At 62.9% G+C, this 23806-nt stretch carries 22 protein-coding genes; 17 read left to right on the top strand and 5 right to left on the bottom strand.

The annotated features are described in order from the left end of the window. The first annotated feature begins 26 nt into the window (after positions 1 to 26). From PQT43_RS24485 to PQT43_RS24435, 11 genes are all read left to right on the top strand, one after another. The gene (locus PQT43_RS24485) at positions 27 to 419 is read left to right on the top strand and encodes a VOC family protein (protein WP_102864339.1); all 393 of its coding nucleotides are present in this window, start codon (positions 27 to 29) and stop codon (positions 417 to 419) included. Positions 420 to 461: 42 nt separating this feature from the next. Next, positions 462 to 815, top strand: a complete 354-nt coding sequence (locus tag PQT43_RS24480) for a DUF1801 domain-containing protein (protein ID WP_123393316.1) — start codon at positions 462 to 464, stop codon at positions 813 to 815. A gap of 103 nt (positions 816 to 918) precedes the next feature. After that, entirely contained in the window at positions 919 to 1659 is a 741-nt protein-coding gene (locus PQT43_RS24475) for a class I SAM-dependent DNA methyltransferase (RefSeq protein ID WP_267269869.1), read from the top strand. Positions 1660 to 1683: 24 nt separating this feature from the next. Next, the gene (locus PQT43_RS24470; RefSeq protein ID WP_102864341.1) at positions 1684 to 2304 is read left to right on the top strand and encodes a sugar O-acetyltransferase; all 621 of its coding nucleotides are present in this window, start codon (positions 1684 to 1686) and stop codon (positions 2302 to 2304) included. A 17-nt stretch (positions 2305 to 2321) separates the two neighbouring features. Then, on the top strand, positions 2322 to 2945 hold the full coding sequence (cysC, locus tag PQT43_RS24465; protein ID WP_110595800.1) for an adenylyl-sulfate kinase: 624 nt from the start codon (positions 2322 to 2324) through the stop codon (positions 2943 to 2945). Further along, entirely contained in the window at positions 2945 to 5269 is a 2325-nt protein-coding gene (locus PQT43_RS24460; protein ID WP_267269870.1) for an efflux RND transporter permease subunit, read from the top strand. Before cysC ends, PQT43_RS24460 begins: the two co-directional genes overlap by 1 nt. Positions 5270 to 5300: 31 nt before the next feature. Beyond that, the gene (locus tag PQT43_RS24455; RefSeq protein ID WP_102864344.1) at positions 5301 to 6104 is read left to right on the top strand and encodes an outer membrane lipoprotein-sorting protein; all 804 of its coding nucleotides are present in this window, start codon (positions 5301 to 5303) and stop codon (positions 6102 to 6104) included. After that, entirely contained in the window at positions 6101 to 7312 is a 1212-nt protein-coding gene (locus PQT43_RS24450) for a hypothetical protein (RefSeq protein ID WP_267269871.1), read from the top strand. Before PQT43_RS24455 ends, PQT43_RS24450 begins: the two co-directional genes overlap by 4 nt. Before the next feature lie 54 nt (positions 7313 to 7366). After that, positions 7367 to 8536, top strand: a complete 1170-nt coding sequence (locus PQT43_RS24445) for a hypothetical protein (RefSeq protein WP_267269872.1) — start codon at positions 7367 to 7369, stop codon at positions 8534 to 8536. Positions 8537 to 8620: 84 nt separating this feature from the next. Further along, positions 8621 to 9727: a bis-aminopropyl spermidine synthase family protein gene (locus PQT43_RS24440; protein WP_162884138.1), complete on the top strand. Its 1107-nt coding sequence runs from the start codon at positions 8621 to 8623 to the stop codon at positions 9725 to 9727. Next, positions 9717 to 10478 (top strand): PIG-L deacetylase family protein, encoded by a 762-nt coding sequence (locus tag PQT43_RS24435; RefSeq protein ID WP_170004784.1) that lies wholly within the window; start codon positions 9717 to 9719, stop codon positions 10476 to 10478. Before PQT43_RS24440 ends, PQT43_RS24435 begins: the two co-directional genes overlap by 11 nt. Here PQT43_RS24435 and PQT43_RS24430 read toward each other — a convergent pair. Genes PQT43_RS24430 through PQT43_RS24415 form a run of 4 tightly spaced genes read right to left on the bottom strand, consistent with a single transcriptional unit; the run spans position 10418 to position 14979 of the window. After that, complete coding sequence (locus tag PQT43_RS24430; protein ID WP_110595795.1) at positions 10418 to 11290, bottom strand: glycosyltransferase family 2 protein; 873 nt, start codon at positions 11288 to 11290, stop codon at positions 10418 to 10420. The two genes, PQT43_RS24435 and PQT43_RS24430, sit on opposite strands and share 61 nt — an antisense overlap. Next, positions 11290 to 12669 carry an MATE family efflux transporter gene (locus PQT43_RS24425; RefSeq protein WP_102879846.1) on the bottom strand — a complete coding sequence of 460 codons (1380 nt, stop codon included), beginning with the start codon at positions 12667 to 12669 and terminating at the stop codon, positions 11290 to 11292. The genes PQT43_RS24430 and PQT43_RS24425 overlap by 1 nt, the downstream gene beginning before the upstream one ends. Before the next feature lie 28 nt (positions 12670 to 12697). Next, entirely contained in the window at positions 12698 to 13774 is a 1077-nt protein-coding gene (locus PQT43_RS24420) for a Gfo/Idh/MocA family protein (protein WP_272754826.1), read from the bottom strand. After that, on the bottom strand, positions 13771 to 14979 hold the full coding sequence (locus PQT43_RS24415) for a DegT/DnrJ/EryC1/StrS family aminotransferase (protein WP_102864352.1): 1209 nt from the start codon (positions 14977 to 14979) through the stop codon (positions 13771 to 13773). The genes PQT43_RS24420 and PQT43_RS24415 overlap by 4 nt, the downstream gene beginning before the upstream one ends. Positions 14980 to 15594: 615 nt before the next feature. Between PQT43_RS24415 and PQT43_RS24410 the strand changes: the two genes are divergently transcribed. From PQT43_RS24410 to PQT43_RS24390, 5 genes are read left to right on the top strand one after another with little or no spacing between them, the layout of a single operon-like run. Further along, positions 15595 to 16878 (top strand): alkaline phosphatase family protein, encoded by a 1284-nt coding sequence (locus tag PQT43_RS24410; protein WP_102864353.1) that lies wholly within the window; start codon positions 15595 to 15597, stop codon positions 16876 to 16878. Beyond that, entirely contained in the window at positions 16875 to 17834 is a 960-nt protein-coding gene (locus PQT43_RS24405; protein ID WP_272754825.1) for a transglutaminase domain-containing protein, read from the top strand. Before PQT43_RS24410 ends, PQT43_RS24405 begins: the two co-directional genes overlap by 4 nt. A gap of 23 nt (positions 17835 to 17857) precedes the next feature. Then, the gene (locus PQT43_RS24400) at positions 17858 to 18601 is read left to right on the top strand and encodes an SDR family NAD(P)-dependent oxidoreductase (RefSeq protein ID WP_170004919.1); all 744 of its coding nucleotides are present in this window, start codon (positions 17858 to 17860) and stop codon (positions 18599 to 18601) included. Next, positions 18601 to 19533, top strand: a complete 933-nt coding sequence (locus PQT43_RS24395) for an ROK family protein (RefSeq protein ID WP_102864356.1) — start codon at positions 18601 to 18603, stop codon at positions 19531 to 19533. The genes PQT43_RS24400 and PQT43_RS24395 overlap by 1 nt, the downstream gene beginning before the upstream one ends. A 55-nt stretch (positions 19534 to 19588) precedes the next feature. Continuing rightward, on the top strand, positions 19589 to 20314 hold the full coding sequence (locus PQT43_RS24390) for a YczE/YyaS/YitT family protein (protein WP_102879840.1): 726 nt from the start codon (positions 19589 to 19591) through the stop codon (positions 20312 to 20314). Between the two features lie 228 nt (positions 20315 to 20542). Here the strand turns inward: PQT43_RS24390 and PQT43_RS24385 are convergent, their stop codons facing one another. After that, on the bottom strand, positions 20543 to 20872 hold the full coding sequence (locus PQT43_RS24385; protein WP_016968704.1) for a hypothetical protein: 330 nt from the start codon (positions 20870 to 20872) through the stop codon (positions 20543 to 20545). A 568-nt stretch (positions 20873 to 21440) separates the two neighbouring features. On the opposite strand from PQT43_RS24385, the gene PQT43_RS24380 reads away from it, so the two are divergent. After that, on the top strand, positions 21441 to 23801 hold the full coding sequence (locus tag PQT43_RS24380) for a DNA polymerase II (RefSeq protein ID WP_253085466.1): 2361 nt from the start codon (positions 21441 to 21443) through the stop codon (positions 23799 to 23801). Positions 23802 to 23806 lie beyond the last annotated feature (5 nt).

Below are 23806 nucleotides of genomic sequence, written 5' to 3'. Positions count from 1 at the left end.
AACAGGGTAATTAAAGGAGTGACACTGTGAAGTTTGGATACACGATTGTTTATGTTCCCGATGTTGAAGCCTCGATCCGTTTCTTCGAGGACGCCTTCGGTTTCTCCCGTCGTTTCCTCGACGAGTCCGGTGATTACGGTGAACTCGACAGTGGCGCCACGACCCTGGCCTTCGCCAGCCGCGGCCTGGCGGACTCCAATTGTGAAGGCGGCTACCAGTTCTGCAGCCCTCAGCACAAACCTCTGGGCATCGAGATCGCCCTGGTCACCGATGATGTGCCCAAGGCCCATGCCAAGGCCCTGGCCGCCGGCGCCACCGAGCACGCCGCCATTCAGCACAAGCCTTGGGGGCAGGTGGTTTCCTATGTGCGTTGCCCGGCCGGAACCCTGGTCGAGTTGTGCACTCCGGTGGGCCAGTGAGCACCGGGCTTGAGGTTGCGGGCTGCCAGGGAGTACGCGGTCATGGTTAAAACCGAGGATGCGGTCCTGGCGTTGCTCGAGGACATCGGCAGCACCCACGGAGCCTTGCTGGACATCGTCCAGCGTGTGCGCCAGGTGGTGGAGGAAACCTGCGGCGGCGTCGCGGAAATGGTCAAGTACGGGGGCATCATGTTTTCCCGTGCAGCGCCGTTCTGCGGGGTCTATGCCTATACCGACCATGTATCGGTGGAGTTTGGTCAGGGCTATCTGTTCGACGACCCGCACGGGGTGCTCGAAGGCTCTGGAAAGTTTCGCAGGCATATCAAGTTGTTTGCTGTATCGGATGTTCAAAAGAAGCATCTTGCTGATTATGTAAGGCAAGCAATCAATCAATAGTCTTTTGAACTGAACACCTAACTAACGGTTGTTTCCTGCGGGGGATCATATCCCCCGCACGGGACCTTATTGCCCTGAAAAAACCACAGAGTGGAATGAGCACATGAACGATGCCAGCACTTACGGCGAAACCCTGGCCGATATCTATGACGACCTGTACGGCGAGGCTCCGGCCAATGCCATCGAGGTTCTGGTGGCAATGGCCGGCACCCGCGAGCCGGTGCTGGAGCTGGGGATCGGCACCGGGCGTTTCGCCTTGCCGATGCATGCACGCGGTGTGCAGGTGCATGGCGTCGATGCATCACCGTCGATGCTGGAGAAGCTGCGAGCCAAGCCCGGTGCGGCCGGCATTCCCCTGACCGAGGCGGATTTCGCCACCCTGGAAGGGGTCGGGGGCGGTCCGTTCAGCCTGGCCTTCTGCACCTTCAGTTCATTGTTCCTGCTGCTGTCCCAGGCCGCCCAGGTCAGTTGCTTCAAGGCCACCAGCGCCTTGCTCAAGGACCAGGGACGCCTGGTGATCGAGACCTTTTATCCGGACCTGTCGCGCTACGGCAAGGACCAGCCGGTCTATGTCGGCGGCCTGGAGCGCAACGAAGTGCTGCTGGAAGCTTCGCGCCTGGATGCCGTCGCGCAGCGGGTCAGCTGCCGCTTTATCCGCATGCAGGAGCAAGGGGTGAAAGTGATTCCGGTGGAGCTGCGCTATGCCTGGCCGGCGGAACTGGACCTGATGGCCGAGCTGGCGGGCATGCGCCTGGTGCAGCGCTGGTCAAGTTGGGACAAGACGCCTTTCGTCGAGGGCTCGTTCAAACATATATCGACCTATGAAAAGTTGCCCCAGGCCTGACTTTCCAGAACTTCGGAGTTGGACATGGACGTTTCCCAATCACCACGCATTGTGATCGACGAAAGTCGTTCGGCCCGCGAGTTGATGCTCGCGGGAGAGTGGTTCTGTACGCCTGATCTGGAACTTGCGCGCATGCGTTTTCGCTCCCAGGCATTGCAACGACGCTTTAACGATTGCTCTGTTCTGGCGTTCAAGGAACAGCAGGCCCTGCTGGCGAAGTTACTCAAGCGAGTGGGCCTGAACAGTTGGATAGAACCCAACTTTTATTGTGATTACGGGGTGCATATCGAGATTGGCGATGAGGTGTTTATCAACATGAACTGCACCTTTCTGGACGCAAACCGGATCCTCATCGGCGATCGCACCTACCTCTCGCCCGGCGTACAGCTGATGACCACCGCCCACCCCCTGGACCCCCGGGCACGTACGGTGCGCATCGACGCTCGCCTCAAGTGCGTGCAGCGGGCGGCACCGATTGTGCTGGGCAACGATGTGTGGATCGGCGCGGGGGCGGTGCTGTTGGGCGGGGTGGAGGTCGGCGATGGCAGCGTCATCGGCGCCGGCAGCGTGGTGACACGCTCGATCCCGGCCGGGGTACTGGCGGCAGGTAATCCCTGCCGAATCATCCGCTCGGTGTACGAGTGAACCTACTGGATCTGTTTATGAGAGACGTGACAGTGAATATCGATGACACAGGCAAGGGCCACACCGGCGCTATCGCCTCCCTCGGCGAGGCGGCCGGCCGGTTCGTCCATGGACCGTTGTGTGTGTGGTTCACCGGCCTTTCGGGGGCCGGCAAGTCGACCCTGGCCAGGGCCCTGGAAGCGCGGCTCGGGCAGTTGGGCGCACGAGTGCGGGTCCTGGATGGCGACGACCTGCGTGGCGGGTTGAACAGCGATCTGAAATTCAGCGCCGCCGACCGCAAGGAGAATATCCGCCGCCTGGGGGAGGTTGCCCGGCTGTTCTACGACAGTGGCTACATCGTCCTGGTCAGTGCGATTTCGCCATTCATTGAAGACCGCGAGCGGGCGCGGGCGTTGTTTGCCGCGCCGTCGTTCATCGAGGTGCACGTCGCCACTGCTCTGGCCTTGTGCGAAGCGCGCGACCCCAAGGGCCTGTATGCCAGGGCTCGCAGTGGCCTGTTGCCGGAGTTCACCGGGATTGACAGTGCCTACCAGCCGCCGACGGCCTGCGAGTGCCTGATCGAGACGGCAGGGCGCAGTGTCGACGACGGCGTCGGGCAGTTGCTGGAAGTCATTGGGCGCATCGGTGGAGGACAGCATTGATGGCCACTTCGACCTTCGAGCGCGTGCTCAAGCGTTACCGTTTCTGGCTGTTTGCCCTGGTGCTGGCGCTGGTCGCGGGGTTGTCCTGGGGGATGACCTCGATCCGCTTCGCCGCCGACTACCGGGCGTTTTTTCCCGAGGGCGAAAAAACCGTCGAGCAACTGGACGCCTTGCACCGGCAGTTTGGCAAGTCCGACACCCTGCTGTTCGTGATCAAGAACCCCAAGGGCACGGTGTTTACTCGGGAGTACCTGGAGCAGTTGCATGAGCTGACGCAACAGGCCTGGCACATTCCCCACGCTTATCGGGTGGACTCGGTAACCAACTTCCAGCATGTGTTCGCCGAAGGCGACACGGTGCATGTCGAGGCCCTGGTACGCGAGCCCACAGACCTGACGCCGTCCCACATCGAGTTGATGGAGCGCCTGGGACGCAATGACATCGAACTGGTCAAGCGCCTGGTGTCCAGCGATGGCCAGACGCTGGGGGTGCTGGTCACCCTGCAGTTTCCGCCACAGACCCTGGATGCGGCGCTGGCCGCCACCGCCGAAGGCCAGCGCCTGCTGGATGACTTTGCCCGCAAGAACCCGCAACTGCAGGTGCACCTGACCGGGCTGGCGGCCGTGGAGGCGGCCTATCCGGCAGCGGCGCAGCAAGACATGGCGGTGCTCACGCCGTTGATGTACCTGATCATTCTGCTGGTGAGCGTGCTGATGCTGCGCAGTCTTGGCGCCCTGCTGGTGGTGCTGATCGCCATCAGCATGGCCACCGCCGCGACCCTGGGCGCCAGCGGCTGGCTGGGCTTTGAGGCAACGGCCTTGACCGGCCTGCTGCCGACCATTGTTCTGGCGACCTCGGTGGCGGAGATCATGCACGTGCTGTCCGCCGCGCGGCAGATGAGCGCTGAGTATGGCCAGCGCCGGGTGGACCTGGCCTGCGCGGCGATCAAGGACACCATCAAGCCGATTGCCATTGGCACGGCGACCAATGCCGTGGGTTTCTATAGCCTGGTGTTCGCCGCGTCGCCGCCCTACAAGGAGTTCGGGGTGCTGGCGGCCATCGGTGCGGTCATGGCGTTGCTGGTGACCATTTCGGTGGCCGCGGTGCTGATCCCGCTGCTGCGGCTCAAGCCGCTTGAGGGGGCCGCCAGCCGGCGCTATTCGCTGTACATGGAGCCGTTGTTGCGCTACCCGAAGCTTTGGCTGCTGGGGTTTGTGGTGCTGTTCGTGCTGGCGATCGAGCCGGCGCGCAACAACCTGATCAATGACCGGATCGTGGAGAACTTCGACACCAGCATCCCGGTGCGCAACGCCACCGAGTTCGCCATGGACAACCTGTCCGGGATCTATCGCCTGGAATATGTCGCCACCTCGGCCAAGAGCGATATTTCCGATCCGGGCTTTCTCGTCGAACTGGACCGTTTCGCCCAGTGGCTCAGGACTCAGCCGGAAGTCGATTCGGTCACCACCCTCGGTGATGCCCTGAAGAAGCTCAACCAGACCATGAACGGCGGGCAGGCCGGGGAATACCGCTTGCCCAGCGACCCGGCGTTGGCCGCACAGATGCTGCTGGTGTACGAAATGTCGCTGCCGTTCGGCCTCGACCTGGGCAGCCAGATCAACATCGACAAGTCGGCCACGCGCCTGGTGGTGACCCTGAGCCGGCTCGACACCCAGCAGATCCGCGACATCAAGCAGCGGGCCGATGACTGGTGGCAGACCCATGCCGATCGTGCGGCGCTGGTGCCGAGCCTGGGCACCGGCGAGGCGGTGGTGTTTGCCAACCTCACGCACATCAGCATCGAGTACATGGTCAATGGCCTGCTGTTCGAACTGGTGACCATCACCCTGATGGTCGCGCTGTTCCTGCGCAACGCCGGCCTGGGGCTGATCAGCATCCTGCCCAACGTCTTTCCGTTCTTCATCATGTTCGGCCTCTGGGGCCTGTGGCGCGGTGAGATCAATACCGCGGCGATCAATGTCTGCGTGGTGGTCTACGGCCTGATCGTCGAGGCCACGATCCACATCATGAGCCACTACAAGGAGCTGCGCCTGGTGCAGGGCCACCCGCCACGAGAGGCACTGCGCCTGACCTACCAGCATGTGCTGCCGTCGGTGTTCGCCAATGCGGTGATTCTCGCCTCGGGCTTCATGGTGATGACCTTGTCGCCGTTTTCGATGAACGCCGATTTCGGCCTGCTGGCGGTCATCGCGATTTTCCTCGGACTGATCTTCGACGCTCTGTGCCTGCCCCTGGTGCTGCTGACCTTTGACCGCTTCCTGTGGGGCCGCGCCGCCACGCGACTGGCCACGCGCGAAGCCTGAACCCGACCCGTATTCAGAGAAGGAATCGACAATGAACTGCAATGCCGTATCGAGCGTCTGCCTGTCACTCTGCGCACTGCTGTACCAGGGGACATCGCTGGCCAGCCCGGAGCAGGAACTGGGGCAGCAATACGCCCATCACTGGCGCGACAGTGACCTGGGCTACCAGGACACCAGTGCCAGAATCCGCTTGACCCTGGTGGAGAAGGAGGGCGCCAGCACCGACCGCTTCATGCGCATGAACAGCTTCGAAACCGCCAGCACGGCGGTGGGCGACAAGGTGCTGCTGACCTTCGAGGCCCCGGAGAACATCAAGAATTCCCGGGTGCTGATCCACTCCAAGATCAAGGAAGGCGATCAGGTCTGGCTGTACCTGCCGGCCCTCAAGCGGGTCAAACGGGTGGCGGCGGCCGACCGTTCCGGGTCGTTCTCGGGCAGCGAGTTTTCCTACGAGGACATTGGCTCAATGGAAGTCGGCAACTACGACTACCAATGGTTGCGCGACGAACCCTGCGGCGACTTCCAGTGCGCGGTGGTCAAGCAGGTGCCGCTGTATCCGTATTCGGGCTATTCGTCGATCTGGGTCTGGTACAACAAGACCGACTACCGGCAGATGAAGACCGAGTACTACGACCGCAAGGGCAGCAAGTTCAAGACCCTGACCCTGGGTGACTACCAGTTGTTCCTGGGGCGCTACTGGCGTGCCCTGAACATGACCATGGTCAATCACATCACCGGTCGGCAAACCGTGCTGGTCAGTTCCGACGTGCAGTTTCGCACCGGCATCCGGGAGGACGCTTTTGAACCTGCAAGGCTTGGAAACCTGACGCAATGAATCCAGGCAAGGTCCACCGCAGGCTCCAGGCGTTGATGCTGGGGCTGTGCTGGAGCGTCACCCAGGTGCAGGCCGAGGCGGAGCAGGGGTTGTCGGCGAAGATCGCGCTCAAGCGCTACTTCTTCAGCTCATCGCCGGCCGAGGGCGTTGACGATGGGCAGCTGTCCGGCACCGCGCAACTGGGCCTGGACTACCAGTACCTGCAGAGCTGGGACAGCCTGCGCCTGCGCCTGGTGGTCAACCCGCGCTACCTGGAGAGCGGGTCCAGGGACCCGCGGCCGAGTTTCTATTGGGATGAGCTGTTCGTGCTCCTCGAGCAGGACAACCGTGAGCTGAAAGTGGGGCGGATCAAGGAGCATTGGGGCGTCATGGAGACCCGCCAACTGGTGGATGTGATCAACACCTACGACAACCTCGACGGTCTGCAACCGGAAGAAAAGCTCTCGCAGAAAGCCATCAAGCTGGGCAGCACTCTGGGGCCTGGGCATCTGAGCCTGTACCTGCTCGACGGCTTCGAACCGGTGCAGTTCTACAGCGAGCCGGCGCGGTTTGCCGCTTACCGGGTCCAGCCAGCGGCCGAGTACATCCACGGTGCCGATCCGGATTCCCTGGATCTGGCGGCGCGTTATTTCGTCTCGGTGGCCGACCTGGACATCGGCCTGAGCTACTTCAAGGGCACCAATCGGTCGCCGGCATTGCGCGCCGAAGGTGACAGCCTAGTGGCCCAGTACACCGAGGTCACGCAATGGGGGCTGGATGCGATCTGGGTCAGGGAACAATGGTTGTACAAGCTCGAGGCCCTGAATCAGCGGGTTAGCGACAATGCCTACAGCTCGCGCAAGCTGTCGGTGGGGCTCGAATACGCGATTACCCGGGCCTGGCGCGATGCCGACCTGAGCCTGATCGGTGAATACCACCACGACCGTGACCAGCCCCTGGCCCCGGTGAGCATCTTTGATCGCAAGTTCCTGTTGGGGGCGCGTCTGGAACTCAACGATGCCCATTTGTCCTCGGTGTTCCTGGGCTACACCGCGCAGGCGTCCGATCTGCGCAACAACATGCTCAGCGCCTCCCTCGACCTGGGGCTCAGCGATGCAGTGCGGGCCGGTGTCAGCGCGGCGCTGATCAACAGCTCCGCGAGCGACGTGGTCTGGGATGCGCTGGCCAGCGATTCCCACGTGGCGTTGGAGCTTTCCTATTCATTCTGATCGTACCGGCGCACGCCGGGCCGATCCCATGCAATTGCTTAAAGGGATAACGCCATGGATACCTTGCTACAGATCATCGGATTCGGGCCCGCGGCCCTGGGTCTGTTCATTACTGCAGATCGCAATGGCCGTTTGCAGCAATTGCTCGACTGCGGGTTGCAGGTGCATGAGCGCAGTGCCTCCCTGGAGCAGTGGGATGGCCTGGGCTACGAAATCGAAGCCAATTCGCCGATTGCCGATTTTCTTGGCGGCATTCGCCGCGACGGGGTGTTTGCCCAGTGCCTGGATCAACCCCAGGTACAACGCTGGCTGCAGGTTCCGGAGCAGGTAGTGCCCCTGGTGCAGGTCTCGGCGTTTCTGCGTCAACTGGCGCAGGTGATCATCGAGCTCTGTCAGGCTCACCCCAGGGCGGCGATCCATTTTGCCCACGGGGTCGAGGACGTCCGATGCGAGGCGGATGGCTTCACGGTCAGTGGTGGCTGGGGTAACAGTTCCAGCCGTTACCTGGTGCTGGCCTGTGGCGCCCGGGTGCGTGACCTGCAACCGCAGGAGGCGATGCCGGCCACTTCGGTGCTGTGCTCCGACCGGGTGCTGCGGGGGCGGGTTGACCCGATCCTGCGCCAGACCCTGGAGCAAGGGCGGCCAGTGGTGGTGCTGGGGGGCAGTCATAGCGCCTTTTCCGTGGTCGGCTACCTGCTTGAGCGTTTCACCGGACTGCTCGGCCTGGGGTCGATCCAGGTCCTGTGCCGTCGCCGCCCGGCGTTGTGGGCAGCCTCGACCCGGGTTGCCGCGCCATTGGGGGCCCAGGACCGGGTGGATGAGGACAGTGGCGAGGTCAACCGCTTCTGCGGCTTGCGCGGCGCCGCCCAGGACACCCTGCTGCAGATCGAGGCTGGCGCGCGCGCCAGTGTCGTCTTGCACATCGGCTCCACCGATCCGCAACCCTGGCTCGCCCGCGGTGCGCTGTTGATCAATGCCACCGGTTACCGACCCCGATTGCCCGGGCTGCTGGATGCCCAGGGCCGTCAACTGCGCCTGGACCAGCGCGACGGCAACCTGTGCAAGCACCCGCAGAGCCACGAACTGACGGTGGGCGGCCAAGCGGTGCGCGGGTTGTTCGGCACCGGGCTGGGGTTTTCCGACCGGCGCGGCGCGACCCTGGAAGTCGGGGTCAACTTCTTTCACGGCCGTTGTGCCGGGAACATTCTGCACGCCGTGCTCTGACGGCATCTCACTTCAACCAGGCATACAGGAGGCTGCATGCGCACACTCGCGGCAACTCGATCGGATCTACAGACAGGACTGGCGATGCTGCCCAGCGCCTTACCCGCGGACCCCGCCGCACTGGACGACCTGCTGTCCAAACTCGCCACCCCCCAACGGGTCTATCAATTGCTGTCGTCGCGCCTGACGGTGCGCCAGGTGCTCTGGTGCCTGGCGCAACTGCTGGCCGAGGGACAGCTGCGCGTGGTGCCGGGAGGCTCGCCGCAGCGCTTTGTCCGGGAGGGGCCGGATGAGACTCCGCTGCCGGGCTGCGGCCTGCATCTGGTGGGCGACGACAGCCTGCGCCTGAACCCGCATTTTCGCGAGATCCTCACCGATCTCATCAGTGACAAGCAGAGCCAGTACAGCCAGTCCGTCGAGACCTACGAAACCTTGATCCGTCGTTACAAGATCATGCAGAGCCTGGGCGACTTGAATCACGAGGCGCTGTTGCTGTTGGGGGATGACGCGTTGTTCTCGCTGTTCCTCGCGGTACATGGTTATCGCCGACGGATCGTCGTGGCGGACATCGACCCGCAGTTGCTGGCGACCATTGCCCGGGTCGCGGCGCAGCAGGGTTTCAATAACATCGAGGTGGTTCAGTACGATGTCTTCCAGCCCTTGCCCCAGAGCCTGGTCGGGCAGTTCGACTGCTTTGCGGTCAATGGTTTCAAGGACCTGGGAGGCTTGCTGATGTTCGTCTGTCGCGCCTTGCAGGCACTCAAGGCGCCACCGGCCATGCGCAGCGGCTACCTCAACTTCGGCAGTCACGATGTGCTGTCAGTGGAGCAGGTCAGGCAGGAAGTCGAGATGCATCAGGCGCTGCTGCGCTTTGGTCTGTACCTGGACTACTGCGTGCCCTGTCCCGAAACCCATGTGTGCAGTGCCTTCGAGGAAGCCTTCAGCGCCAGCGCGCAACGCCTGGCCGAGGTGCCGCCGGTGTTGCGGGTGCAGGCGTGCGAGCGTGAACTGCAGGCGCTGTACCAGGCCTTTTCCCACCTGTCCTGGGTGCAGATGCGCAACTTCCCGGACATCCAGCTCTCGCCCCTGAAGATGGGCCGCTGCCGGGTGGTGGAGCGCAATGACCGGGAGATCTCACGGTTCCTGCGCTTGGGCCAGTTGTACGCAGGCAGCACCGCCAATGCCCAGTGAGGCCGGCAATGGCCGGGTGGTGGTGCTGTCGCCGCACCCGGACGATGGGGTCTGGTCGCTGGGCAGCGGCCTGGCACGCTGGGCGCCGCGGCAGGAGATTGAGCTGTTGAGCCTGTTTGCCGGCGACGCCCCGGCGGGGCTGACTCGGGCCCGTGCGCCGGAGCAGCGCTGGCGCTGTTTTTCCACGCCCGGGCAACGTCGCGCCGAGGATCGGCGTGCCGCCGCAGTCCTCGGCTACGGCTGCTCGAACCTGGAGGCAGCGGATGGTGCATTGCGTCTGGATCAGGGCGGAGGTTTTGCGCATGCCAGCCTGCAGTCGCTGTTCCTGGACAGCGCCCCGGGCTCCTGGCCAGCCCCGGAGGCTGCCCTGGTGGCTGCGCTGCAAGGTTTTCTACGGCCGCAGGATGTGGTCTGCGCGCCGCTGGCCATCGGGGGGCATGTCGACCATTGCCTGACCCATCGCCTGGCCCGCGAGCTGCCTAACCGGGTGTATTTCTACAGTGAGTTTCCCTATGCCGAGCAGTTGTCGCAGCAGGCGCTGCAGGGGCATGTGCGGGCCTTGGGCCTGCAGCTGCAGGCCCGGGATATTGCCTGTTCCTGGCCGGCGTGGCGCGAGGCGGCGCTGTGCTACCGCTCCCAGGTGCTGATGCTGTTCGCCGGTCAGGGCCGTTTTCTCCAGGCCCTGCAGCGTCACTGCCGCGTACAGGGGGACACGGCGTTCTGCCGGATCTGGTCGACCCGGGCGATGTAGCGCTGCACCGAGCCGGTGGGCGAGAGCAGTTCGTCCAGGGCCAGGGCCTCGGCGATTGGTGCCTGGGCCTGGAACAGTTGCAGGTTATGCCGATGGTCCTCCCAGCGCTGGGGATTGTGATGGGACATGTGGTAACCGCAGGCGCGGGGTTCCAGGCTCAGCCTGACCCCGGCCCGCCACAAGCGGTAGCCCAGGTCCAGGTCTTCCATGCCCCAGCGTCGGCCATAGGACGCATCGAACCCGCCTACTTGGCGCCAGGCGCTGCGCGACAGGGAGATGTTCGCCCCGGCACTGGCCAGCCATGGCCACTGGCTGGCCCGTGGATGTTCTGCGGCCTGCTCCAGGGGATTGGCCAGGGTCCGCGCGCTCTGTGGTGTCCAGCGCCCGGCCAGCAAGTCTTCCACCAGGATCGGTGGGCAGCCGACGGTGCCCAGGGCCGGATCGCTCACCGGACCCAGGGCAATCAGTTCCCGCAGCCGGCCGTGTACCAGGCCGCCGTGTGCCTGCTGGGCCTGCAGGTGGGCCTCGAAGAAACCGTCCTGGACCAGGATGTCATCGTCGAGAAACAGCAGGATCTCACCCCTGGCGACACTGGCCCCAAGATTCCTCGCCGCTGCGCGCCCCAGGCCCGGCGAGCTGAGCAGCCGTACGTCCGGCAAGGATTCGACCAGGGCCAGTACGGCGGGCTGGGCGCCGTCGGCGACGATCACGGTCTCGAATTCACAGCGTGCCTGTTGGCGCTGCAGGCTGGCCAGGGTCAGGCGCAGGCGCTCGGCCTTGGCATGCACCGGAATGATCACGGAGAGCTGCATCAGGCACCTTCGTCGCGCAAGTCGCTGGCAGGGCCAGCCTGGCCGGGCTGGTGGTTCAGTTGGTGGTGGCGCTGGGTCATGAGCACCGCAGCGATCAGGTTGCCGATCAGCATGGCTTCCACCAGACCATTGAGGCCGCGCTGCCAGTGCAGGGTCAGCAGCCAGCCCAGGGGCACCATCAGCAGCAGGTAGGCAATGGCATGGATCAGGGTGGGGGCCATGGCGTCTTCGCGTCCGCGCAGGGCATTGGACATGATTCCCTGCCAGGCATCGAAGGGCAGCGCCAGGGCCAGTAGCAGCATGCTCGGCAGGGCCACGGCCAGCAGTTGCGAGTCATGGCTGTATTGCGCCAGCAACGGTTCCGGCAGGGCCGCCAGGACCAGGGCGCAGAGGGTGCTCAGGGACACCCCCAGCAGCAGCCCGGCGCGGGTCGACAGCTTGATGTCCGGCAGGTCGCGGTTGCCGTGGGCCATGCCCACCTGGATCGAGGTGGCAAAGCCGACCCCCATAGGAATCATGAACAGGATCGAGCGGATATTGACCAGCACCGCGCAGGCGGCGGCAATTAATGGCGAGGCCACTGCGGCCATGACCGCGATGAGCATGAAGGCCAGGGCTTCGATGCCGAAGCTCAAGCCGCCGCCGTAACCGATGCGGCGCTGCATCTGCCATTGCGGCCAGGCCCAGCGAAAACGCTGGTTGATCGCGAAATCGTCACGGTCAGCCATGATCCGGTGCACATACAGCACGATCGCCAGCGCCATCAACAGCCGGACAATGGTGGTGCACCAGGCTGAGCCCAGGGCGCCCATTTCCGGCAGGCCGAACTCGCCGTAGACCATGGCGTAGCACAGCACCGCGTTGACCAGGTTGCCGCCCAGGATGACCAGGGTGGCGGGCATGGGGCGAGAGATGCCTTCGAGGAAAAACGAGTAGGCGATGTAGATCAGGATCGCCGGCAACCCCAGCGCCACGATGACCATCAGTTCGGCAATGGCCGCGGCCAGCTCCGCCTGCACCCCGAACCGCGCGAGCAAGGGCAGGCTGGCGACACTGGCCAGGGCGCAGGCCAGCCCGAGACCGAGTGCCTGGACCACTCCGCGCTGGGCGGCCAGGCCGGCGGCGCGCGGGTCCTGCTGGCCGATGGCGATCGAGCCCATGACCAGGATGCCGAACAGCAACCCGGCGGCAATCAGCATGTAGGTGTCGGCAATCGCATGGGTGATGGAGATCGCAGCCAGCGATTCGGTGGCATAGCGCCCGACCATGATGGTGTCCACCAGGGACAGCAACAGGAAGCCGATGCGCGACACGACGATCGGCCCCGAGAGTTTGGAGAGTTGCAGCAACTTGTCTTTGAGCGGTGTGGAACTGGCCATGGGAGTGGCTCCTGGCTGCGGCGCCCGGTCAGTGACCTGGCCGGGCGGTGCAAGATGGCGTGAGATGGGGGTAGAGGGCGGACATCGCCGAGGCCAGCGAGCGCAGCTTGCGGTACTCGTGTTCGCGGGTCTGCGCACAAGTGCCCAGGCTGGCGATGCGGCTGCCGAGGAAGTCCCGGTAGGGCGCGAGGTTGTCCTCGGCGGCGAAGGCCAGAGAGGTCTGGGTGCCGTCCACGGTCAGGGTCAGGCTCGGCTGTTGGATGCGGTTCTGGCTGAAGCCGAAGGTGGTGCGCAAACACAGCTCACCAGCGCTGCCGTACAGGGTGATACGGGTTTCATCGTGCTCCTGGTGGCTGGCCCAGGCAGTACTCATGCGCACCAGCGTGCCGCCCCGGGCCTGCAGGCAACTGAATGACTGCGACTCGACTTCGATCGCGCCTCCCGGGCCCTGGTCGCCACGCCAGGTGGCCTGCTGTTGAGCTTCATCGGCGGTCGCCGGCACATGGTTGCACAAGGCCGCGTCGATCAACGGATAGTCCAGTGCATGCAGAGCCACCTCCAACAGGTGCCAGCCCAGGTCCGCGCCCGAGCCGGCCAGGGCCTGGCTGGCCTGGGTGAACCAGGAGCCCGGGCGCGGCACCCCACGGCGCCGACGCCAGCTGACATCGATGCAGTGCAGTGTGCCCAGCGCGCCCCGGGCCGCGGCCATGGCGCGAACGTCGCTGCGGTGGGCCGCCGCGGCGCTGACCAGGAGTTCGGCACCGGTTTCACGGCTGCAGCGGATCAACTGTTCGGCATCCGCGGAGGACAGGCAGGCGGGTTTTTCCAGGATCACGTGCAATCCCTGGCCCATGGCCCTCAAGGCTTGCTGCACGTGATGCACGTTGGGCGAGCAGATCAGGGCCAGATTGCAATTGTGCAACGCCTGGTCACTCATGCAGCGATGCCAGCGCGGGCCAGGCGACATGGTAGGGAAGGCCGTACTCGCATCGGTCTGTGGATCGATCACCGAGACAATGTGCGCATTGTGTTGCACCAGCAGTGGTGCCCAGACATTGCGCACCACCCAGCCGGCTCCGACGAGGGCTATACGGGGCTCGATCATCGTTCGCCGGCCAGATGCTGGTGGACCTTGGCGATGGCCGTGGCGATGTCCAGGGTGTCCTGTTCGTTGCCGAGCAGGGCGCGGTGATGGATCCAGATACCTCGTTGTGCCATGTGCTCGGTCACCGGACAGGAGGCGATGCATTGGGCCAGGTCCTGCCGGGTCGGTGCCGGTGCCTGCCAGAAGCTGGGAATGCGGTACAGCGCCTGGTAGGAGCGGAACGCCGGGATGCCTTCGGCCACCAGGCAGTCCACCACCCGGTTGCGATCCAGCGCGCGCTGGCCCGGGAGGTCGTTGAGGGTGAACAGGAACATGTAATAGGGATGGGTGTGGGCATCTTGGGTGCGCACCTGTGCGGTGACCAGTCCCTGGCGGGCCAGGGTGTCACTCAGGAGCCGGGCGTTGTGCTGGCGCACACGGGTCTGTTGCTCCAGGCGTGAAAGCTGGACACCAAGCACCGCGGCGCTGAACTCGCTCAACCGGGCATTGGTGCCGACCACGGTGTGCTGATAGCTGCGATCACCCAGCGGACGCCCGCAATTGCCATACAGGAAGACCTTCTCGCGCAGCTCTTCGTTGGGGCACAGGACCAGGCCGCCTTCACCGGCGGTCATCAGCTTGAAGTTCTGGAAACTGAAGCAGGCCAGGGAGCCATACTCGCCGATCCCGGTATCTGCGTAGCCCCGCGCGCCGTGGGCATGGGCGGCGTCCTGGATGATCACCAGCCGATGCTGGTCGGCGATTCTCGACAGGCTGAGCATGTCGCACATGTGCCCAGCCATGTGTACTGGAATGATGGCTCGGGTGCGGGGGCCGATGTTCGCCAGCACGGCGGCCGGGTCGATGCACAGCGTGTCGGGCAGTACATCCACGGCAATCGCGGTGGCACCGATACGCTGGCAGGCCATCGAGGTGGAGATGAAGGTGAACGCCGGCACTATGACCTCGTCACCGGCACCGATGCCTGCGGCTTGCAGGGCGATTTCGATCGCCACTGTGCCGTTGCTCACCGCAAAGGCCGAATGGGCACCGTGCATCTGCGCGAAGGCCTGTTCGAAGTCCAGGTTTTCGCAGCCTTGCATGCGCCACCACTGGCCCTGGTGCAGGCTGCGCAGCAGAGCGCTTTCCTCTTCGGCGCCAAACTGTGGCCAGCCGGGATAAGGGGTTTGTCGAACAGGGGTACCGCCATCAATAGCCAGGGTCATACATCCATTCCCTTGGAAAGGTTGATAAATAAACAGGCAAGCAGATGTTTACCGGGATGTTTTGGAAGAAGTCCCGGTGTTTAAAGTGTCTTTCCTGAAGTTGTAGTTGGGCTGCCAAATGTGTCGCGCTATAGGTTTTATAGTTCGTGGGTGGTGCTTCCCTAGTTGTTATTTTCAGAGTCGCCGTGAAGATAACATGGGATTAAAAGCTGGGTGCAAGGTTATTTTTAGTAATCCTTTGTAATATTGTGAAATACTCTCGGAGTTGCAGTTGTCGTGTCCGAATTAATCCCTGTGTTAAAAAATTGGAAATAGCTGATTTGTCCTGAAGCCCCCGTTCTGAATGGCTTTGAGGTGGGTTGGTGGCGGGCCTAGGCGCGCTTTATAAGAATAGCTGACGTCAAGGAAGTGTCGTTTCATATCTGGGAATTTATATGCAGCTCTCCTTTTTAAATAAAGGAGTGGTTTGTGTCTTTCTGCCTTTTATTCGCTTTCTTGACAGGGTGGCATTCGCGACATTGCAAAGGGATTGTCACTTTGCGGTCATGTCTAAGTGTTGGTTCGGTATTCACTAAGTTTGCCGGATTCAGGGATGATAAGAGGCTAATTGATATTATGAAGACATTGATTGTCATTGCCGAAGGGATGGACCCACTGGTACTGGAGTCCGAAGTTGCCAAAGGCCGGCTTCCATGGTTCTCGCAGCGCTTGGGCGCGCACTCTTATCGGCATTTGAATTGTGGGCCGGTGCCCTATGAGCCAAGCAACCTGGCGACCGCTTTCTCGGGGGTCAACCCGGGTCGGCATGGCTGCTTTTCCTACTGGAGCGCCCACAGCTCGGGGGAGATTCCGCGGATTCTCGAAACCACCGATGTCATGGCGCCCCGGCTTTGGGAGTGGCCGGAAATGGCCGGTCAGCGTTTTGCGGTGGTCAATGTGCAGCTCACCCATCCGCCGCGGCCGCTCAATGGCACGCTGATTACCTACCCGATGCACAACTCGATGAACACCAGCCACCCGCGCAGCCTGCTGCGCGACCTGAATGCCCAGGGGGTGCGCTACGCCCATGACGTTTCGCTGTTCTACACCGGGCAGCCCTTCGACGAGTTCGCGGCCCAGGCCTTCCGGATTGCCGAGCATCAGCTCGACAGCGCCATGGCGCTTGCGCAAGAGGCGGATGTGATGATCGTCAACCTGACCCTGGCCGATCGTCTGTCACATTTCATGTGGTACGAAATGCTTGAGTCCGAGCCCGCGCAGCGCCCGCAGATTCTGCGCGCTTATGACTTCATCGACCGTGCCTGCGAGCGTCTGCAGTCCCTGGCTCCAGAGTCGATGCTGGTGTTTTCCGAAATGGGCTTCGGCGAACTGGCGGGGTTCTTCTCCATCGATCAGCACTTGCGGGCCGCGGGCCTGCAAGTGCTCGACGAGCAGGGGCAGGTTGACCTCAAGCGCAGCGTCGCCCTGGAGACGGTGCAGGGTTCCCATGGGGTAATGTTGTGCGCCGACCTGTGCAATGAAGGGCACGCCAGCGCTGCTCAACGCCAGGCGGTGATGCAATGCCTGAGTGACATCCGCTTTGCCGATGGGCAGCCGGCGCTGGCCAGCGTCCGTGCCCGGGAGGAGGTGTACCAGGGCCCCCATACTCACCTGGCCCCGAGCCTGATCGTGACTCCGGCGGACCCCAAGCGCCCACCTTTGGGCGATCCGCGCTGGGCCAACCACGTGCGCCGCACCGCGCAGTCGGGATGGCATCGCGACTGCGGCTTCGTGCTGCTGGATGGGGCCAGGATCAAGGCCGCGCCGGGGCCCCTTCAACTGCAACAGATCGCCCCGACAATCGCCGGGCTGAGTGGTTGTCAGGCGGCTGCCCAATGTGAAATGACGAGCTTCGCATGACCAGCCTGGCGCTTGTTCGGCAGCCGATGGCGCAAGTTGTTCTCGATAACCTGGGCAAGGTCGAGGATCACCATCGCCGGTTCAGCGTGGCGGCAGCGGAGGCGGGGCTCTATGGCTTTGTCGACAGTGACCTGCAGGCACTGAAGTCCATCGGCCTGGTGTCGCGTATTCAGGAGCACGACGAGTTCTTCGATCCTGACGATCTGTACAGCCTGTCCCTGCACCTGCGCTTGCCGTCGTTGCACAAACTGGCCATGCGCAGTTGGGCCACGGCGTTTCGCCAGTCCGATCGTCAGCGACAGGTTGAACTGGTGTATACGCTCAACGAGAAACAGCCGCCCCAGGGGCCGATCCAGGTGCTGACCGCCGCGGAGCGCCTGTGTGTGCTGGAGGCACCGCAGGGCGGTGACTTCTATCGCCAATGCCTAGTCATACCGGGCCAAATGCGGCTCCTGCCGAGTCCGTTTCGGGAGCTGATCGAAGAGGTCAGTGCCGGCATGCAGTTCTACATGCTGCATGACGGAGTTCGTTGGGACCTTGAATTCATGAGCCGGCACAAGCTGGCCGAATGCGGTGGCTTCTCGAAACTGCTGGTTGAGCGGGCCAAGGCACTCGGCTTGCCTGCCAGGCAGGTATTCGGCCTGCTGCTCAGTTCCCCCTATGCCACCGGCCATTACTGGGCCGAACTGCAGATCTGTGGTGAGTGGATTGCCGTGGACCCCTTGATGATCCGCCTGCTGTCACAGCAGGCGGGGCTTGTCTGTGATCAATGGCCGCTGCACAGGTCACCGCTGGGCGCGCTGTTGAGGCTATGCGTTGTCGAATCCTACGACCACAACGGAGCTCCCTGCCTGAGCTGCTTCGAAGACAAGTACTTTCGCCAGCTTCCTGTGGCGACGGCAGGAACCACGCAGTACCGGGTGTCATACAGGGTAGCGGTTCAGCTGCCTGTTTAAATCGATTGCAGATAGGGAAAATCATGCTGGAACTGAATGGACGGGTGTGCCTTGTCACAGGGGCTTCAGGTGTGCTGGGCGCTGCGATATGTGAAGAGCTGGTCCGCGAAGGCGCTTGGGTCTTCGGGGTCTATCAACACAACATCGAGCGTATGCAAGCCCTGGTCGCCGAGACCGCGGAGCTGCCTGGCACACTGATTCCGGTCGCTTGCGACCTGACATGCGCAGAAGATACCTCAAGGATGCTGGCCACCCTGGCCGCTGACTCAAGGCCGATTCATGCCTTGGTCTGTTGTGCCGGGAAGATGTTGCGCAAGTCTGCCCTGCTCAGCAATCAACTCGATGGCGACCCGCTGTTCGAACTCAATGTCGAGGCCACGATCCGCCTGGTGCGTCAGGTTGTGCGGCCGATGCTGGGGCAGCGAGCCGGGCGCGTGGTGCTCCTGGGGTCACTGGCCGGCGAGAGCGGGATGCCCGGGCAAAGCCTTTATGCCGCGTCCAAGGCGGCGCTGCATGGTTACGCCCGATCATTGGCCTTTGAGGTCGGTGGGTTCGGCATCACCGTCAATGTGGTAGCTCCGGGGGCCGTGGCCGGACCACCGACCCATTACAGCGCCGCCGAGGAACAGCAGGTGTGCCAGCGTATTGGCCTGCGACGCTTGGGACGCCCCGAGGAAGTGGCAGCAGTGGTCGGCTTTCTCGCCTCGGCCCGGGCCTCCTATATCAACGGTGCGGTGATCGCGGTCGATGGCGGAGGGCGTTTCTGATGCATTGCGCAAGTATCGACCTGGGCGGCAGCAAGATGGCCCTTCACTTCAGCATCGCCGGACGCGTTGTGCAGCGTGAGCGCATCGAGATTCCGGCCGGTTGTGTTCCGCAAAGCATTCTTGAACAGGCGGTGGTCCTGTTGTGCCAGCAAATAGCGCTGTACGGCCCGATCAATTGCCTGGTGATTGCCAGCGCGCCGACGATCAATGCCGACGGCACAATCATTCGCTGGCCCAATCGACCCGACTGGGAAGGCCTGGCCATCGGCCCGGCTTTTCGCATCGAGGGGGTCGAACGGGTGATCTGGTGCGATGACGGAACGGCGGCGACTTTCGGCGATGCCACGGTCATGCGTGCCTCCAACCTGGTGCATTTTTCCCTGGGCACCGGGGTTGGTGGCGGTGTGGTCTATCAGGGCCGCATGTTGCCCGATCGCGAATTGGGACACCTGCTGGTCTGGCCCGGAGGAGCGCCCTGCAGTTGTGGACGGGCGGGTTGTCTGCAGGCCTATGCGTCGTTCCGTTCACTGGACAAGTTTGTCGCCTCGATGGGCTTTTCCGATGAGGCCACGCTTAACCACTGGCGCTTGCGGGCGGTACAGGCCCTGGCGCTGGCCACGGCCAACCTGGTGGAGCTGTTCCGGGTGGAGGTGATCTGCCTTGGCGGGGGCATGCTCGGACGCTTCCCGGAAATTCCCCATCAGGTGGGCATGCTGCTGCGCGAGCCGGGCTACCTGAAACCCTCCTTGAATCCGCCCCTGGTGATGCATTCCCCCCAGGGCACCGAAGCCTCGGTGCTGGGCGGGTTGTATCTGGCCCAGGCCAGCCACGAAGTGCAGAACGAGATTTGCGAAGGTGGCATCGACAACTCCAGGGTCAGCATTCGCCATGTCAGCAACGGTATGAGTTTTATCTCCATGAGCTCGAGGTGAATGGGCGCATGGCAGGACACAACGGATGTATCCATTCTGAGAAAAGGCAAACGATATGATCAACGAACCAATCCACGAGCCCAAGGGCCTCAAGAAAGTCCTGGCCGCCTCTGTGCGTGCCTGGCTGACGCCGAGTCGGCTGGCGATGTACTTGATAGGCGTGATGATCTTTTCGCTGGGGGCACTGTTCTTTATTGTCAGCCGATTGGGCACCGATCCACTGGATGTGTTTGTCATCGCCTTGAACAATCATCTGCAGGTGGGACTGGGGGCTTGTTCTGCTTTGTTCTCGGTGGGCTTGTTGCTCTGGTGGGCACTGTGGAACAGGCAGTGGCCGCCGATCAGTCCCTTTGTGACCACGACCCTGACCGGACTGTTCATCGATCTCTGGCTGTTTCTGGAGTTTGACGAGGTGTTGGCGGCGGCCCTGGGGCCTTATGTGCTGCTCGCCATTGGCTTGGGGCTGTGCGCTTATTCCTCGGCGCTGATCATCATGAGCGGGATCGGCATCCGGGTCATCGATTTACTGGTGATCAGCATGATGAACAAACTCGGTTGGTCCTTCACCCTGGCGAAGATGGTTCTGGAGATTTCGGTCTTTGTCCTCGGCTGGTTCATGGGCGGGCCATTCGGCATCGGCACCATCGCGTTTCTATTGATCATCGCGCCGATGATCAAGCCCTTCATGAACATGAACGAGCGTTACCTGCGCATGGGCAACTATGGGCTAAAGCGCCGCGATGTGTATTTCGTCCCTCCGGCGTCGCTCACTGGCAAGTAAGGCCGCTGTGCTCGAAGAGCATGCCCAGGTGCCGGATCGAATGGTCGAGAAACAGGCGCGTCAGGGAAGTTCCGAGCCACTTGTTGCAACGCTGTGGCAAGTCATGAGGGGAGTGAAAGTTGCTAGAGGTGGGCTGCAACACGCAGAAGTTGGTTATGTGCCGTGTTGCAGTTGTTCCAGGAAGAGGGTGGATCAACGGGTGTTCAACCCGTTGATCACACAAGGTACTCAACAAAACCGATCAATCACCCGAACTTCCGACTTGTCCCGCAGCGATTGCCATTCGGCTTTCAGGGTCTCCAGGACCCGACCGATGAAGTCTTTGTCGGCGGCGGCTTTCTTGCCGACGTAGCCCTGGCCGCGGCGGTACATCTTCAGGCGGGCCGCCAGTTCCTGGTTGTTCTGGTCGAACTCTGCTTCATGGCTATGGGGCGACAGGCAGTCGATATGCACTTGGCCCGACTTGGCAATCCACAGGATGTGGCTGTCGTGGCTGTCTTTCTGTGCGGCGAACATACGTGCCAATTCATCAATAGTGGGTTGATTATTAAGATTCATTTGTAGCCCCCTTGACCATTTATCGATCTATCTAAGTTGATTCGCTAATTCATCTTGCTACGTCGGTAAGTTGAACCCTGATACCGGAAACAGGGCGACAGAGGGTGTCTGTCGGATACAGATAAGGCCCAGAGCCTGATGCGTGTAGTTGCCTTGATTAACTGCTACGCAATAGCGTCACAACGAAGAGAAGCAGCGTAAACCTGGATGAAGCTGCCGACATTCCCACCATCGGCCACAAGCATCTTGAAGAGTTTTCGCCGGCTTCCCGTCTTGGTACTGGACGGTCAATGCCAGGTCAGTTTCATCAATCTGCCTTGTGGGCAGTACACATCCGGGTCACAGCTCGGCGGTCAGACGAGCTTGCTCATAACACCTTTGCCTCGTCCCCCGATCGGGGGGACGCCTGCATCATGCAAGGGCGAAATCCTCTCGTCAACGGTTTTGTAGTGAAAATTTTCAGGCACTACATATTGTCTGACAAAAGCCGAAAAGCCATCACCCAGGCCCCCCAATGCCGGTCAGGGCAGGTAGAATCGGCGCCTTGAAATGTTCTGAGGTTGCAGCGGTGGATGTACAACAAGGCTTCGTCCTGACCCGGCACTGGCGCGACACGCCGGCGGGCACGGAAGTCGAATTCTGGCTGGCCACCGATCAGGGGCCGCGCCGTATCCGCTTGCCGTTGCAAACGTCCGTGGCCTTCATTCCGGCGGCCCAGCGGGCCCAGGCCGAGCGTTTGCTGGCCGACGACCCGGATGTCCAGCTGCGCCCCTTGCAGTTGCGGGACTTCCACCAGCGCCCGGTGCTGGGCATGTACTGCCCGCAGCACAATCAACTGATGCGCCTGGACAAGACCCTGCGCCGTGCCGGTGTCGAGGTGTTCGAGGGCGACGTTCGTCCGCCCGAGCGCTACCTGATGGAGCGTTTCATTACCGCGCCGGTGTCCTTTGGCGGCCAGCCAGGGCCCGACGGCCTGTTGCTTGAGGCGCAGATGAAGCCGGCGCCGGACTACCGCCCGACCCTCAAGCTGGTGTCCCTGGACATCGAAACCAGCGAGCGCGGTGAGTTGTACTCCATTGCGCTGGAGGGGTGTGGCCAGCGCCAGGTGTACATGCTCGGCAAGGCCCGGGAGGACGACAGCCCGGTGGACTTCGACCTGGAGTTCTGCGCCAGCCGCGAGCAGTTGCTGGAGAAACTCAACCAATGGCTGGCCGAGCACGACCCTGACGCAATCATCGGCTGGAACCTGGTGCAGTTCGACCTGCGGGTGCTTCACGAACATGCCCGGCGCCTGGCCGTGCCCCTGCGCCTGGGGCGTGGTGGCGAGGAAATGCAATGGCGCGAGCACGGCAGCCGCACCCATTACTTTGCCTCGGCCGCCGGGCGCTTGATCATCGACGGTATCGAGGCATTGCGTTCGGCGACCTGGAGTTTCCCGTCCTTCAGCCTGGAGAACGTGGCCCAGACGCTGCTGGGGGAGGGCAAGTCCATCGACAACCCGTACCAGCGCATGGACGAAATCAACCGCATGTTCGCCGAGGACAAGCCGGCCCTGGCCCGTTACAACCTCAAGGACTGCGAGCTGGTGACGCGGATCTTCGCCAAGACCGAGCTGCTGACCTTTCTCCTGGAGCGGGCCACGGTCACCGGCCTGCCCGCCGACCGCAGCGGTGGCTCGGTGGCGGCCTTCACTCACCTGTACATGCCGCTGATGCATCGCCAGGGCTTTGTCGCGCCCAATCTCGGCGAGCTGCCGCCCCAGGCCAGCCCCGGTGGTTTTGTCATGGATTCGCGGCCCGGGTTCTACGAGTCGGTGCTGGTGCTGGACTACAAGAGCCTGTACCCCTCGATCATCCGCAGTTTCCTGATCGACCCGGTGGGGCTGGTGGAGGGCCTGCGTCAACCGGATGACCAGCACTCGGTGCCAGGCTTTCGCGGCGCGCGCTTCTCCCGTACCCGACATTGCCTGCCCTCGATCGTGACCCGGGTCGCCGAGGGCCGCGAAGTGGCCAAGCGCGAGCACAACGCGCCATTGTCCCAGGCCCTGAAGATCATCATGAACGCCTTCTACGGCGTGCTCGGCTCCAGCGGCTGCCGCTTCTTCGATCCACGCCTGGCGTCATCCATCACCTTGCGTGGCCACGAGATCATGGCCCGTACCCGGCAGTTGATCGAAGCCCAGGGCCATCAAGTGATCTATGGCGATACCGACTCCACCTTCGTCTGGCTCGGCAGCCTGCATGACGAGGAGCAGGCGGCGCTGATCGGCCGCAGCCTGGTGGCCCACGTCAACCAGTGGTGGCGCGAGCATCTGCAGCAAGAGTACGGCCTGGAAAGCGCCCTGGAGTTGCAGTTCGAAACCCACTACAAACGCTTTCTGATGCCCACCATCCGCGGCGCCGAGGAGGGCAGCAAGAAGCGTTACGCCGGCCTGGTGCAGCGCGCCGATGGCAGCCAGGAGATGGTCTACAAGGGCCTGGAGACCGTGCGCACCGACTGGTCGCCCCTGGCCCGGGAATTCCAGCAGGAGCTGTACCAGCGCATCTTCCACCGCCAGCCCTACCAGGACTATGTGCGCGACTACGTGCAACGCACCCTGGCCGGGCAACTGGACGATTTGCTGATCTACCGCAAGCGCCTGCGCCGTCCCCTGGACGACTACGAGCGCAACGTGCCACCCCATGTGCGCGCGGCGCGCCTGGCGGACGAGTACAACCGCGAGCAGGGCCGGCCCCTGCAGTACCAGAACGGTGGCTGGATCAGCTACGTGATCACCCTGGCTGGCCCCGAGCCCCTGGAAAACCGCCGCGCGGCCATCGACTACGAGCACTACCTGACCCGGCAACTGCAGCCGGTGGCAGACGCCATCCTGCCGTTCGTGCAGGACGACTTCAGCACCCTGGTGGGCGGGCAGATGGGCCTGTTCTGAGGCGC

Source organism: Pseudomonas sp. BLCC-B112 (assembly GCF_028550695.1).
GTDB lineage: Bacteria > Pseudomonadota > Gammaproteobacteria > Pseudomonadales > Pseudomonadaceae > Aquipseudomonas > Aquipseudomonas danubii.
Note: the sequence above shows the minus strand (reverse complement) of the source record. Positions and strands in the feature narration are given on the sequence as shown.